This is a genomic window from Sphingobacterium yanglingense, from assembly GCF_004363245.1.
In the GTDB taxonomy this organism is placed as follows: domain Bacteria; phylum Bacteroidota; class Bacteroidia; order Sphingobacteriales; family Sphingobacteriaceae; genus Sphingobacterium; species Sphingobacterium yanglingense.
The window spans coordinates 791,076-805,315 of sequence record NZ_SNYV01000011.1; the positions used below are offsets into that span (position 1 = coordinate 791,076).

Below are 14,240 nucleotides of genomic sequence, written 5' to 3' on the forward strand. Positions count from 1 at the left end.
AATGCCAATTAGAAGGGTAAAAACATTTTAAAAAAATGTATAATATGTGACGAATTGAATCGATCGATTTTAAATTTCTGTTTGATTTCTTTAGATAGCTTACGCATAGTGGCCACCATATGATGCTTTACCGTGCTTTTTGATATCGACAGTTCCGCTGCCACTTCGTCGTAGCTCTTATCAAACTCTCTGCACAGCACAAATATCTGCTGTGATCTGGCCGGCAGATTTGCCATATACGCATCTAAAAAATGGAAATATTCCTGATTGGTTACAAATAGCTCTACCTCGTCGCTACAGAACCTAAACTCCTTGAGAATCTCATCGGGCATAAATTCAAGACGAGATACCTTTTTTAAATAATCCAGGGTATGATTTTTTGCTATACGATAGATATAAGCATTGAAATTATCTACTTTGTCCAAATAGTCCCGCTTCTCCCATACTTTGACAAAAACATCCTGTGTGAGATCCTCTGCCACAGACTCCGCATGGACGTAACGTAAGATAAACTGATGTATAGGCTTAAAATAGCAGTCATAAATCTTCATATAAGACTGATGATCTCCTTTTTTCAGCTTTTCAACCAAGGATTTTATATTCATAATACAGGTATGCTTCCAAATATAAATAAACGTTGTTGATTTCCTACGGCAGATAACTAGCAGTCATCAATTCCGAAAGCGAGGCAAAAGGCTTATTGGGCTTTAAGTACTTCTGTAGGTATTTATAGACCTTTAAACGCACTTCTTTTGCTTTATAACTATCTATACGATCGAAATGATGCCCGCCCGGTACCGAATCATATATCTCATACTCAAATTTCTTATTGTTGGCCTTCAGCGCAGCTATCAGATGCTCGACCTCTTCTATAAGTACATCGTCATCATTTGTATTGGCATGTATCAGTAAAGGAGTCTGGAGCTTATGGGCCTGGAATGCCGGGGATCTACGACGGTATTCCTTCACATCCTGGGCGACTTCTTTGCCAATATGATAGTCGGCCGAGAACAATCTTCTATAACTATTGTCCTGATACCCTAAGCGCATAATCAGATCACTGACCGGTACCCCGGCATAGGCGACTGTATAACTTTCCGGGTAATTGAATATATTGTGCAGTGCATGAAATCCGCCATGACTCCATCCTACTACGCCGACCCTATTCTTATCGATAAAGCTGTAGTTTTCGACCATATAATCCCTACAGGATTTGGTATCGTCTATCTCTAGACCACCATAATCTATATGTTGCTGAAACTTCTTTCCATACCCTGTACTCCCTCTATACTCCGGAGCTGCTACAATATACCCCTGCGCCAGGAACTCTTTTACAATATGATCATTATTCAGTCCAAAATTGCCATGTACGCCACCATGGACCAAGACGATCAATGGATAGCTCTTAGCAGGATTAAATTCTTTTGGAATAAATACATAAGACCAGAAGATCAGGGGATTTCCGGCACCTTTTGCTGTCTTGCTTTTAGAAACTGCTGCCGGGCCTGTAATGCGCACCTTATCGACATAGGCCACCCCACTTAACTTGTCATACCAACCGTTATCTTCAATTCGTTTTGACAACTGATCAAACGAATAAGACAAACTTGATAGTCGTTCATTTAACAACTTTATCTCTGCAGACAACGCTGCTTCTTGCCCAAAAACCATGGAAAGAGAAAAGATCGAAATGAATAGCGCTACAATTTTTTTTCTCATTATTGTATTCATCATAAAATGGTTAATAATTAGTACTTTCCTTTATGACGAACTCAAGTTCTTTTAGGGCAATAAAAATTTAAAGTTTTTTTATTTAACAAAAAGGTAGTTGTGCAAAGTCGATTTTAACGGCACGCACCCTTTGCCTATGCCTGTGTCCATACCAAATACTAGGCATCCATACCGGTACGTTTGGACCGGTCCTTGTACAGAAAGAGCATCATAAAGTGCATAAACGCCAGCGGGTCCAACTTAATCCGGACAATGGCCTTATCGGGTGTAGACTCATAGTCGGCAATAATCCTCTCGAACAGACCAAAGGGTATCCTAACCCCTAGCGTATGGTGCCACCAGTACCATACCCGCTTGCGATGACCTATCTTAAGGTAGTTCTCATAACCGTCACTCTGATAGGGATTTTCGGCCAGTGTCTTAATAAATGCGATAGGTAGTTTAAACTGTGCTGTCGTATGGAAGGCACGACAGCGACGGCAGTAATACACCCTGCGCTCGAGCCGCTTCGCATTATCCGTAAAGATCATATTGGTCGCTACGATCATCTTTGCCCTATTGAGGGCGAGCGGGCGCTTGCCACAGGGCAGCTTCTCCAGCTGCTCCCATTCCAAATTGGCTGGCACCACTACGCGCTTACTGAAAACCTCCCGATTGGCGTAGAGCTTATGTCCTATCACATCGTAATAGCGGACCACCACGGTATGCTCCCGTACCGCCAATACAAATGCGAGCTTCCGATTAGCGGAAAGCAATACCCACACCCATGTATTGACCTGATAACTCATCTCATAAGGCTTGATTTGTTGCCTTAAATTACCAAACAAAAACCACATAAGCCAATAAACAACTATAAATCAGCACAAAAGTCGGATTATAACACACAAGTAGTCGGATTAGGACACGTGTCTGCGTTGCTATTCGCTCTAACTTTGGATTATACAAACAATCGGATGTTGATAGCCTAGGAGAAGCCTAGCTTGATAACATGCGTAGTGGAACACAGGCTCGACATCGTCGGGAATAATTTGATAACAATGGAACATAAAACAACATATCTAGATAACAACATACTGTACCGGGCTATGCGGTTGCTCTACAGCGACACCGATAGTCTAGTCGACAGGCTAGCGCCAGAGGGCTGGGCCAACAGCCCCTACCACTTCCCTTTTGAGGTGGTCGATGGCGAGCGCGAAGCGCTATACCAAAGCTATGATACCGTAGCTGCGGCCTATAAAGGGAAGTTCGGTCCACTATCGCAGCAGTACATCAGCAAAAACCGGTACGAGATCGATTTTACCACGCAGGCCAGTAACAGTTTCAGTGCAGAGACCGAGCTGATCTACCTGATCGAGTATGCGATATTACAACTCAGCACCAATGGGCTGTTCTTTAAAGCCGGTGCTCCCTACAGCTATTATCTCATCGACGACCTCGACCTAGAAGAGCAGAGCTACCTACTCGGTATAGAACTGGATCTGGATATCATCATGACCCCAGAAGCCTTTCGGCCCACAGCAGCGCGAGCAGATATACTACTCTATATCGACCTAAGCGTGCTTTACGCCTTTATTATCGGGGCATTCTGCACGCAGGGTATAGACTGGCGCTACCGCAACGATGAGCTCTCCGGATTATGGATCAATCATAAGATCGCCACTCGAATGCAAAAAACGAGTGACAAGCCGAAAAAACGAAATCTTCTGGAGATACTGAACCAGCTGCTGACCGAAATAGAAAACGGCCTGCCTCCCGACGAAGTGATCGGCTACTGCCTGACCTATGATAGGCTTCCGCTGGGCTATCCGCCTACGATTGAAGATATCAAAGCGCTTAATCAGTATGATTTTGACCTATAACATTAAAACAACAAGACAATGAAAACTAAAGCATATATCACAAACAGTATTACACTAGCGCTACTATTGCTCTGGATCCCCGTCGGTATGGACAAATTCATAAACTTTGACGCGTTCCAGAGCAGTATGCTCCAGCAGCCTTTTGGCGATACGTTTGCTTTGGTGCTGATCTATACCTTACCCATCTTAGAGATCACGACAGCGGTACTACTGGTATTCGACCGATCCCGCAGGCTGGGGATGCTGCTCTCCTCCGTATTGATGATTGCATTTACAGGCTATGTGGGCTTAGCGCTGCTCGGTACCTGGGGCAAATTGCCCTGTGCCTGTGGACTCATTATCTCAGGTATGGGTTGGATGCAGCACCTCTGGTTCAATCTATTTTTTATGATCATCAGTATTACAGGCTATATTCTATCTACAAAATGGAACAAAGAACAGCTCAAACAGGATTGTAAGACGGATGCCGAGGATGAACTTCTTAACACGACAACCCCGACTTAAGTCGGAACAGGCTTGATAACAGGATAACTTGATAACAGGTAATACAACGAATCCCGGTGACTAGGTCACTGTGTGCAGGGCGTGTCGGCCAAAAGACCTTTACGACTATCTAATAGATACGGCTTGGGACATCGAACCAAAAGGCAGGTCGGTCTGGATAACATTCTCCCTTTTGATCTTTCTGAGGGTAATAAAAAGAAAGAAACTATAAAAACTAAATTTTAGTGTTATGCTTAAAAACATCAAAAATTATGCAATGGCTTTGGGAGCCTTAGCGATTGCATTTGGAAGTTTGACATTTATGTCATTCAAAGCCGCTGAAACGGCAAAAATCGAACAAGAATACCCATACCGCTTTTATGGTATACTAGGTGAAGATGGTGAAAGTTTTCACTGGCAATCAGCCAATCCGGTAGGATTGACTTGTGATCCTGCACCGACTGGTGCGTGTAGTATTCTTTCCAATTCTCCTACAACACCGGCACCGAATGCTATGCCAGCACCAGGTACCTATATTGTAGAAAATGGGGCTGGAAAACTCTATCAATAAGGATTAGATCTTATTGAGGAAGAAGGGGCTATCCTAGTGATAGTCCCTCTTTCTTTATCTATTTAAAAAGTAATTCATTTATTAGTTCGACTAAATCTTGCCTATCATCTAACCTCGGATCTCTCGGTATTCTCGTGATAGTCCCCTCTTTGTCAAACACTAGAAGTGTGGGATAGGCTGTAACAAAAAGATCCTTTATCAATGGATGTGTACCACCATCTCCTCCCGTGTATAGATGCAGACCTTCCTCTGTTGTATATAGCCCAGAGGCTACACTTTTAGTCCATTTGTCGCCATCTTTGTCAATACTTACACTAACGAACTTAACAGATTCCCCTTGAAACCTTTGCTCTAGCTTATAAAGGTGTGGCACCATTTCAGGGCAAGCAGGACAGCCCGTATACCAAAAATCCATGACCACTACATTTCCCTTTAATTTTGAAAGATTATATTTTTCCCCTTGAACATTTGCTAGACTGTAATTCTGTAACGACGTTTTTTTACTATAGGCCTTGCCAAGTGCTTGTAAAACCTCGGTAAATAATGGATTATGAATATGATGTCTCCCCTTTTCTATACTTAAGATCGCATCGTTAAGTCTTTTGTTTTTATAAATTAGGTAAAATAGTATTCTCTCTTTTAAAAGACCTTCAGGCAACTCTAAAAAATGATTAAATGTTTGACTGTAATCAAAAGGCAATCCCTTTTTAAAAAATGAATTAAACATATACTCTTGAACTAATGATGCGGTAAATCTTGATGAAAAGGCAGCATTTTCACTTTTAAGAAGCTTTTTCTTTATTTGTACGATGAGCCTTGGAATACGATACTTTTTTAAAGCACCTATAAATGGAGACATTTCGCCTCCTCGAATATACTTTGTTACATAAGTTGTTTTATTATAATTCTCTCCAATCAAATCAGCTAACATCATCGAATAGAGTATATCAGATAGACTATCCTTAGCTGAGTTTAGCTGTTCTATTTTTAATAAGGTTGTACCGTCTTGAATCTCGTATTCATTTTTAATAATCTTAGGATCATTCAATTTTAATTTATTCATATCCAACTGACTCATTACACGAAAGCGATCTGCAAGACTATTCTTAAAAGAGCCGTATCCAGAATACTTTAATTCATTTCCGATTATTTCAACAACTAGCCTATCATTAGTTTCAATTAAATTCCCAGCGACTACTCTACTTCCAAACTTTAAATAAAAATATACTGGTTGATCGTATGTCTCCACCCTGAATTCTGTCCCCTGCTCCTTCCATGCAGCTTTATATAGTCTACTTGAATTAGGGAATGACCATGTTCCCATTGGCACCATGACCTCTAGATAAATAGAATCTACAGGCTCTTCTGTGATAACTCCTTTCACAACGATTGTGGCGGCTTGTTGTGCTGAAGTATCAATCCAATTATGTAACAAGAAGAGGATTGTGATATATTTTAGATATTTCATTTCTATCGTAAGTTTTGAGGTATATTGTTTAATTCTATTTCTATCGTTGGAATTGGAAATACATATCGGTTACTATTTGGTTCCAAAATATATTCGATGCCGTCTATATTTCGCTTTATTATGATATTCTTCTTATCATATTTATTATACCGCTTGATATCTGTGTATCGGATGCCCCGAAATACGAGTTCTTTTCTCCGCTCTTCCAAAATCTTGCTCACCACCTCTTCTTTATCGCTTGAAAGAAAATCGACATAGGTATTGGTCTGGTATCGCTTTCGCAACAATTGATTCAAGTAGCTGCAAGCCTCATCTGTATCACCCCTCCTAGCTAGACATTCCGCTGCAATCAGGTATATCTCGTCCATTGCCAGTCCAGAAAACTTCTGCCCTCGTATGTCGTATGTACCACGAAATCGTAGCGAATTCGTCTCTATATTAAAGTATTTAGATCTTCTAAGGTCATTAACCTCGTACATGCCATATAACTGGTCGCTTATTATTGCGTTACGACGCGATGTAAAAGTCGTACCGACTAAGGAGGTGACAAATAAACACTCCTCCAAAGGCTTTGTGCTTATGACTGATATCGTCGGAGTCAATGTGTTAAAGTCCGTCAGCGCCGGACCAATTTTTAAAGCAGCAACAGCGTGGTCGTGTGCTGGCTCAAATCGATGTATCGCCAGATTGATCCTTGCCAACAGTGCATGGACGGCAGCTTTAGAAGGTCGTGTCACTACCGATGATTGAACAGGTAATAACGTTAGCGCTTCATCAAGATCTGCAAAAACCTGATCATACGATTCCTTTAAGTTAGCTCGTCCATCCTTTCTTTCTAAATCCGGAGAAAGCCTCAATATTATACCTGCATCCCTACCAGCAGTCTCCACATCGTAAGGAATACAAAATGTCTGAATCAGATTATAAAAAGCGAGGGCTCTAAAAAAGAGAGCCGTTCCTTTTATCTCATTAAACAGCGCTATATCATCTGACTTGATGGCGGTGATACCCTCTAGCACAGCATTCGCGACGTAAATTCTAGCATATGTATCAGACCATCCACTTATGTCTCTTATTTCATTTTCATAGACATCTTCCTTCCAGATATAAGCATTTCGCTCCGTGGTGAAAAGGGCACGTTTCCAAATGTCCGTTGTTATATAAAAATCGTCGTCTGCGGTGAGTGTCCCCATTGCAGATTCATTGTTGTTAAAAAGTTCTTCTTGCTTTAATAGAGCGTAATACTCCATCAGTGTAGCGGGCACTGCTAAAGACTGACTGGTCTTTGCTGCTAAGAATTCATCCTGCTTCGAACATGAAGCCAGCATAATGATCACCGAGACCATTACGTATATAATACTATTCATTTTCATGATCTTAAAGATTTATACGTGTACCGAAGGAAATGGTAAATGGATCGCGATATACACCGTAAGATTGATATACATCAGGGTCTAGTCCTGCTTTGTTAGCCTTCCAGATCAGTCCGATCTGATTAGCAAGAGCATACAACTCTACTCGAGTAGTTCGTGCTTTATTCAATCGGGGTGAGAAGGAATACGATAGCCTGACATCCTGTAAACGGATATGGTCAGCCCTATCTACCAGAGCGGTAGAGAACCGATAAAACAAGCTTCTATTACTATCATAAGGTGGTAGGGTCATTGCAGGAACATCTGTCACTAACTCGTCTCCAGGTTTCTGCCAGCGCTTGTCATAATCGCTATGTACGGCCCAACTGGAGAATAACGAGGGGTAGCTTATCGATTCGCGACGGAAGTAATACCCTAATTTATAGATTATATTAAACGATAGTCCGAGATTCTTCCATTGTAGGTTATTCCTCCATGAGCCAAAGGACGTTGGTCGTGCAGTCCCTACGAGGTGCATATTATCGATAGTCGTCTGTGCAATTATAGCTTTCACATCAGAACTCACCTCCCCGTCCAGATAGCCCTGTGGATTGCCAGATCCATCTAGCCCTGCCCACTCATATGCAAATATGGAGTATATGGGATAGCCCGTCAGTGGCGTTATATAAATATTACCACTTCCTGTATTCATGTAGTTATTGACCGACTGCTTCACCTTATAATCCACGACACGATCACGGTTTACACTCCATATCAGATCCGTACTCCAGCGCCATGTCTCCCTATCAACCAACGAGCCGGATAATGTTATATCCCAACCTTGTCCTTTTATATCTGCTGTATTGCCCCGGTATATGGTCAATCCCGAAGATGGTGCCAGTGGGCTATCCCCGATCAGATCAGTCCCACGCTTGTCATAGAATTCGACCTTACCGCTCAGTCGACTAGCTAAGAGAGCAAACTCCAAGCCCAGATTTACCGTTCGCATACGCTCCCAACGGAGGTTTCTATTCCCTGGATTAGCTATTGTTGCATAACTCTCGCCTGTATAGATATTGGCAAAGCCATCCATATTACGGGTGGTGAGTACACCTGTGACCGTCTTATCAATATTCCCATTGTATCCATAAGAGGCTCGTAGCCTCAAATTGGATATCCAAGAATGCTCCTGCATAAACTCTTCCCGATCCATATTCCAAAGCAGCCCCAAAGAATACAAGGGCACTGCCTTATTATTGGTACTCACGCCAAAGAGATTAGACTTATCCACTCTGGCGCTCAGTGATGCCACGTATCTATCTGAATAAGAAACAGCCCCATTAAAATAATAAGAGATATACCTGTCCGTGGATTTCCCCAACCCCAGTAGAAAAGGAATCTTACTATATTGCCCTCCGGGATTGGTAAGAAAGAAAGCTGTAGGATCAACAAATTGTTGCGTAGCTGTCGCCTCTTTGTATCCGTATCGGGTACTTGAAGTACTTTCGCTTACAGCATCACTCACCTCCACTCCTGTCAGAGCGTCAAGCCTTAGACCTTTACCAAAATAACCGTTATAGGCCATCTGCGCTCTCGCTCTATTGGTTACCAACTCTGTACCGTACAGTTGCAGTACCCCTCCCCAAGGCACCTTATATGATGGATTACCTGTTCCTATGCCCGATGCAAAGCTATAGACCAAGTCACGTGCATAAAACGTATCCTCCTGATAATGATTGCGCCTATTATTTAACTGGTGCTCCCTAAGATATTTCACATCGACCGTAAATCCGCTATTTGTCTTGTATTCTATCCCTACATTATAGCGGTGATTGCGGATACGCCCTGTATTATCTAGCATATTGAGCTCTTCCAGTGGTACATAGTCGAGATCAAAAGGAAGCTTGCCCGACAGATCCTTCACGAAGCCAGATGCATAGCGGTACGCTATGGGAAGAGCTGCACCATTCTCCCCAACCAGTTGAGCATAGGGATAGAGCGTATTTGTCTTTCCATTACCTTGATTAAAATCGGGAATGGAACTATTATTAGTCTGATTGTTTATTGCAGACCGCCATCCTAAAGACAACGACAATCCGTGTAAAGGATAAAAGGTATTTTCCGTTCCTACTGTAAATCGATTATCCCTATTACCTACTTGTGGGCTTTGTCCCTTATCGTACCCAACAGACACAATATGGTCCGCATAGCTGCCACCCGTTCTAAAATCAACAGCATACTGCTGCTGTACTGATGACTGATAAAAATAACGCGACAAATCTTTTCGTACGTCCCGCTTTGCCCAGTCTGCCAATGAAGATTCCTTTTCGCTAGCACTAGCGGATGAAGCCAATAACTGAACAACTGGAGACATGTAGTTATATCCCGTAGCGATGTCTGCACTATAAAATCCTACATCAAACAACCTTTGTTCTAAGTCAATAAAAGCACGTGCATCCATAAAATAAGGGCTATTGTATAGGTCTGGCTTATTACTACGACTTATACTGGTATTAAAACCGATTGTGGGTGCCTGATTCCGCTTGCCTCTTTTAGATGTGATAACAATTACACCATTACCAGAACGTACGCCCCATATAGATGCTGCTGCAGCATCTTTTAATACCGTGATAGATTCAATATCATTCGGATTGATGCCGTTCAGATCTCCATCGTACGGAAAACCATCCAATACCACCAAAGGCTGCGATTGTCCGAACAGCGTGCTTGTACCTCGGATCGAGAAGTCCTTGTTACCTTGCGAAGATGAAAAAGTCTGGTTGTTGAAATTGAGCCCAGGTACTACTCCTTCCAAGCGTCCTAAAAAGTCTTTTCCGACAGTGCGTTCGATCAGATTCCTATTTATATGCTCAAAGCTCCCCGTAGCTCTTTCCTTTGGTATCTTCTGGTATCCTGTAGATACCACTTCCACTTCTTCGATCTGTTTTTCACCAGTCTGTAGGGCGATATTTAATGTTGTAGACGTATTCTCATAGGCAACCCGTTGCTCTTTATATCCGATATGTTTTAAAGTTAATACCCCTGCAGACTTGTCTACACTTATCGTAAACCTCCCCTCCTTATCCGTGCGCGTATGCTTCTTATCTACAGAGACCGAAGCCCCTTCGATAGGCTTTCCATCTTGAATAGATGAAACCACACCTGTAAGCACCGTTTGATTTAGGCCAGTGGCCTCCTGCCCGAAAGCAGGAGAAACCAAAACGCCACTAAACAACACACAGAAAATCATTAATATACGCGACACGTCTTTGCGAGCGCAGCGAAGCAATCTATCTTTATTTTGTTTTATCAGGCAGACATAGCCCTGCCCATAGGACAGTTCTCTCCCAATCCTAAAAAAATGTTTCATTTTTTGGTTCAATTATGCAACAGTTTTCACCATTGCAGATTCAAAAATCAGTTTGATTTTTGAATGCCACTGGAGCTGTTAATAATTGGTTTTGCGCTAGCGATGTGGCATTTCAAAAGAATTATACAAGAACCGACCTCCATCTTGTACCGAAAATACAATATGAAATACAAACAAATTTGTAGCAATAGAAAGTTATCTCTATATTTAAAGTGTTAAGTTAAATAGTTGATATCAGTCTATAGTATAATCGTTGTACTGTAGGCCGGTACCAGAAATGGGCTTTGACGTTTTGACAATCGTCATTGCGAGGATGTCTTGCACGTAGTGAAAAACGACGTGGCAATCTCTCCTACCCTTTTCTGTATGCTGAATATCAACCTTAATCCGGCGGAGAAATAACGTTCTTTAATAATAGTGGATGGGGAAACCGATGACTACAATCCTGGATTGTGTCTTGATGGTTCTTTTTGATGGTTTTTAATCGTCTCATAATCATAATGTTTATAAAAACGATGACACCCGGTAAGCTTGAAAGAAGCTGAATTGGTTAAAAAAACCAATAGAGCGAGGCTCAAAGCTTCTGAACAGGTACCGTCAAGAACCCCAAGACAAAAGTCTTGTTTCCCCAGAAGACTAACATGAGCGTCGCTCTACTGAAATAATATCGGTAAAGATAAAAAAAATCAGTAGAAAGCGAGCTCACGATCTACTCATGGGGAAATTGACGGTTTCGTTCATGAGTGACTATCGTTTTGAAGAAGTTCTACCTCTTCAAGCAATGTCGCTTTACATTAAAACATACACAAATATACAATTAATATCAGAGAAAAAGAATCTAATATACTTTTTATCGTAAAATATGAGCACAAAAACGAAAACAGCGTTAGGCAAATACCTTGATAGGCTAAAATCAAACAAGTCAAAAATAGCGTCTGACCTAGGTTTTACTACTGATAGATTAAATGCTCTTGTTAATGAGGAAGAAGCAATACTGTATGCTGATGAATTTTTCCCAATTCTATATCTAGCAAACTATTACGCCGGTATAGCAATTGATAAATTCGATTCTACTGTGTCCGAAATATTCCCCAATCGAAACAAAAATAGCATTATATCAAAATATAGCCACATGTCTCCAAGTGCCAGACTATTCTTGATTCACACTCAACAAAAGAAAGAACTAGAAGAATCTATAGGTATGAAAAAAAGTAAACTAACTAAGTTCGCAAATGGTGAACAAGATCGAGCCACAGCCTTAGAGGTAATTAACTTTTGTGATGGAATGGATTTCAAGCTGCTAGAAACATATGAAAAGTATTTTGGTAAGATTGCTATACTAGTTTAATCTATATGGAATACTATTAGAGAAAATAACTTTTTAACAAACCAAAATTATGACTTTATCATTTATAGGCACTCAAGAATTATTAATCCTACTCCCTCTAGTTTACGGTCTCTTCATTGTAGGGATATTTTACGGATTATACAAAGTGCTATCTACGTTATTAAACCGCTATTTGGCAGCAAAGCGCGAACAAACAGCAGCCCTACTCCTACAGAGCGATGCGCTGAAAGAAATCGCTTCAGCAGTCCGAGAATCGAACGATAAGAACGACACACCGCCAGAAATAATCTAACTATATTCAATGGGAATGATTCAATACTACCTTCGGGTAGATCAAAAAGTTTTAGAAAGCTTTTTGAAAGACAGCAAAGTTTTAATAGATGTAGCATATAGCAAGAATGAATCTGATGATTACGCTCTATTAGATCTTGACAAAGCTTGGGAAGGTATTTTTTACCTGGTAACAGGTTCAAGTTTGGCTGATGCTTTCACCAACGAATTGCCTCAGCTACCGCTTCTCTTCGGTCCTTCACAGATTGATCCAGAGCTAGACATGGGTTATGGGCCTGCAACATTCACTAGCCCCGAACAGACAAAAGAGATGTATAATATTATAAAAGACCTCTCTAAAGATGAGCTAACTGCCAGATTCGATTCGGATAAAATGTTTGAACAAGATTTGTATCCGGATATCTGGGATGACGAAAACGCTTTAGATTACCTGTTGGACTTCTTCGAAGATCTTAGAGGTTTTTATAAAGATGCCGTAGAAAAAAATCAGGCCATGGTAATGTTCTTGTCTTAAGATTGATTGTTTTATGATATATAATTTACGTTTACGAGGTCGTATGAAGAATATTTCTACAACTGTAAGCCTGTTAGGTATTTTAACATTTTGGGCACCTTCTTTAAGTCAAGCGCAGGAGATCTCATGTGATGAGTTGAAGAAGATCCAAATCACCGACTCAAATCGGGAGACTATTCTAAAGAAGTACAAAGATGCCATTTACAGATGTGCAGGAATAACAAGTAAAGATAGCCTTTTGCTATCAATATCGGAGTTGCCCACTATTGCGAAACATGGAGCTATATCGAATGTCCCTTCGAAAACCATCGGTGATCTTATCAATGAACTACATCTAATAAAAGCTGAGCCCCAATATGATGATGTAAGAGATCTGGCAAATTTTGTTTATGAAAATATTGATAAGAAAATAGATATAAAAGATAAGCAAAAAGTGATTCAACCTTTAACAATGCTAGCAGTGAACGGAGATGATGAAAAACTGGATGCCAATCAATTGATCGACTATCTCTTCTCCCCGGCCTGCAAAGGGCTTACATATCAGCAGGGATACATAAAGTTTTTGGAACTGCAGAAAAAGAAGAAGTAACTGATTGTTCACAGAGGCCTAAATGAGTCTTAGGCGCAAAGGTATGTTAAGAAATAACTAAGTAACGAAATACGGTAAACCGTAAGTAATAGCTGTGTGAACTAAATATATTTGAGGTCGGACTATATAAGAACGTAAAAAACTCACAGAATAGAAATTAATAAAACTCCGCACCAGACATACTACAAGCTCTCTGTTTTATACAATGATGACATTGGCCCCCAGTCCAATACAATCAGAGAAGACATTAGGGCAGGTTTTAAACTAAGATCTGATATTGAGATTAAATAATAAAAGTAATAAGCAAATGATAACACACACTATTTACGGCCCTTTACCCAACCTAAATTTGACCTATGATGAGTTGAAAGTTTTAGTAGCAGAATTATTAAGCAACTGCTCAACTTTCGACTTTATCCCATTTATCAATGCTCTTTCCGAACACGTCAAGGTAAATAAAACTGGTATTGAGATAGATAAAGACACAGTTTACACTGGTGGCTTATCTCAAACTGATACTTCAAGAGTAAGAGAGATCATATGGGACTTTATTGTTGATAGATATATCACTCTTGGAGGAAATGGTCATGATACTTGGCCTACACTAACTATTACAGAAAGGGGTAAAGCATATTTTGGATTTAGATAAGTCTAAAAGACTAAA

At 40.7% G+C, this 14,240-nt stretch carries 14 protein-coding genes; 8 read left to right on the forward strand and 6 right to left on the reverse strand.

From position 1 onward, the window contains the following. Positions 1-8: 8 nt before the first annotated feature. The 3 genes from CLV99_RS05695 to CLV99_RS05705 form a co-directional block, all read right to left on the reverse strand. Positions 9-605: an RNA polymerase sigma factor gene (locus CLV99_RS05695; protein ID WP_133583510.1), complete on the reverse strand. Its 597-nt coding sequence runs from the start codon at positions 603-605 to the stop codon at positions 9-11. Between the two features lie 43 nt (positions 606-648). Then, positions 649-1,719 carry an alpha/beta hydrolase family protein gene (locus tag CLV99_RS05700; protein ID WP_133583511.1) on the reverse strand — a complete coding sequence of 357 codons (1,071 nt, stop codon included), beginning with the start codon at positions 1,717-1,719 and terminating at the stop codon, positions 649-651. Positions 1,720-1,889: 170 nt separating this feature from the next. Further along, entirely contained in the window at positions 1,890-2,567 is a 678-nt protein-coding gene (locus CLV99_RS05705; RefSeq protein WP_133583512.1) for a hypothetical protein, read from the reverse strand. Positions 2,568-2,726: 159 nt separating this feature from the next. On the opposite strand from CLV99_RS05705, the gene CLV99_RS05710 reads away from it, so the two are divergent. From CLV99_RS05710 to CLV99_RS05720, 3 genes are all read left to right on the forward strand, one after another. After that, the gene (locus tag CLV99_RS05710) at positions 2,727-3,590 is read left to right on the forward strand and encodes a hypothetical protein (protein WP_133583513.1); all 864 of its coding nucleotides are present in this window, start codon (positions 2,727-2,729) and stop codon (positions 3,588-3,590) included. 18 nt (positions 3,591-3,608) lie between these two features. After that, positions 3,609-4,094 (forward strand): MauE/DoxX family redox-associated membrane protein, encoded by a 486-nt coding sequence (locus tag CLV99_RS05715; RefSeq protein ID WP_133583514.1) that lies wholly within the window; start codon positions 3,609-3,611, stop codon positions 4,092-4,094. Positions 4,095-4,323: 229 nt separating this feature from the next. After that, entirely contained in the window at positions 4,324-4,644 is a 321-nt protein-coding gene (locus CLV99_RS05720) for a hypothetical protein (RefSeq protein WP_133583515.1), read from the forward strand. A gap of 58 nt (positions 4,645-4,702) precedes the next feature. Here CLV99_RS05720 and CLV99_RS05725 read toward each other — a convergent pair whose 3' ends face one another. Genes CLV99_RS05725 through CLV99_RS05735 form a run of 3 tightly spaced genes read right to left on the reverse strand, consistent with a single transcriptional unit; the run spans position 4,703 to position 10,834 of the window. After that, positions 4,703-6,112, reverse strand: coding sequence for a TlpA family protein disulfide reductase (locus tag CLV99_RS05725; protein ID WP_133583516.1), 1,410 nt, complete (start codon positions 6,110-6,112; stop codon positions 4,703-4,705). 2 nt (positions 6,113-6,114) lie between these two features. After that, the gene (locus CLV99_RS05730; RefSeq protein WP_162850033.1) at positions 6,115-7,479 is read right to left on the reverse strand and encodes a RagB/SusD family nutrient uptake outer membrane protein; all 1,365 of its coding nucleotides are present in this window, start codon (positions 7,477-7,479) and stop codon (positions 6,115-6,117) included. A 10-nt stretch (positions 7,480-7,489) separates the two neighbouring features. Then, complete coding sequence (locus tag CLV99_RS05735) at positions 7,490-10,834, reverse strand: SusC/RagA family TonB-linked outer membrane protein (RefSeq protein WP_133583518.1); 3,345 nt, start codon at positions 10,832-10,834, stop codon at positions 7,490-7,492. A gap of 862 nt (positions 10,835-11,696) precedes the next feature. Here CLV99_RS05735 and CLV99_RS05740 point away from each other — a divergent pair. The 5 genes from CLV99_RS05740 (at position 11,697) to CLV99_RS05760 (ending at position 14,225) form a co-directional block, all read left to right on the forward strand. Then, entirely contained in the window at positions 11,697-12,182 is a 486-nt protein-coding gene (locus CLV99_RS05740) for a hypothetical protein (protein WP_133583519.1), read from the forward strand. Between the two features lie 49 nt (positions 12,183-12,231). Continuing rightward, entirely contained in the window at positions 12,232-12,474 is a 243-nt protein-coding gene (locus CLV99_RS05745; protein ID WP_133583520.1) for a hypothetical protein, read from the forward strand. A gap of 9 nt (positions 12,475-12,483) precedes the next feature. After that, positions 12,484-12,987 carry a YfbM family protein gene (locus CLV99_RS05750; RefSeq protein ID WP_133583521.1) on the forward strand — a complete coding sequence of 168 codons (504 nt, stop codon included), beginning with the start codon at positions 12,484-12,486 and terminating at the stop codon, positions 12,985-12,987. A gap of 13 nt (positions 12,988-13,000) precedes the next feature. Next, on the forward strand, positions 13,001-13,576 hold the full coding sequence (locus CLV99_RS05755) for a hypothetical protein (RefSeq protein ID WP_133583522.1): 576 nt from the start codon (positions 13,001-13,003) through the stop codon (positions 13,574-13,576). A gap of 307 nt (positions 13,577-13,883) precedes the next feature. Further along, the gene (locus CLV99_RS05760) at positions 13,884-14,225 is read left to right on the forward strand and encodes a hypothetical protein (protein WP_133583523.1); all 342 of its coding nucleotides are present in this window, start codon (positions 13,884-13,886) and stop codon (positions 14,223-14,225) included. Positions 14,226-14,240: the final 15 nt, after the last annotated feature.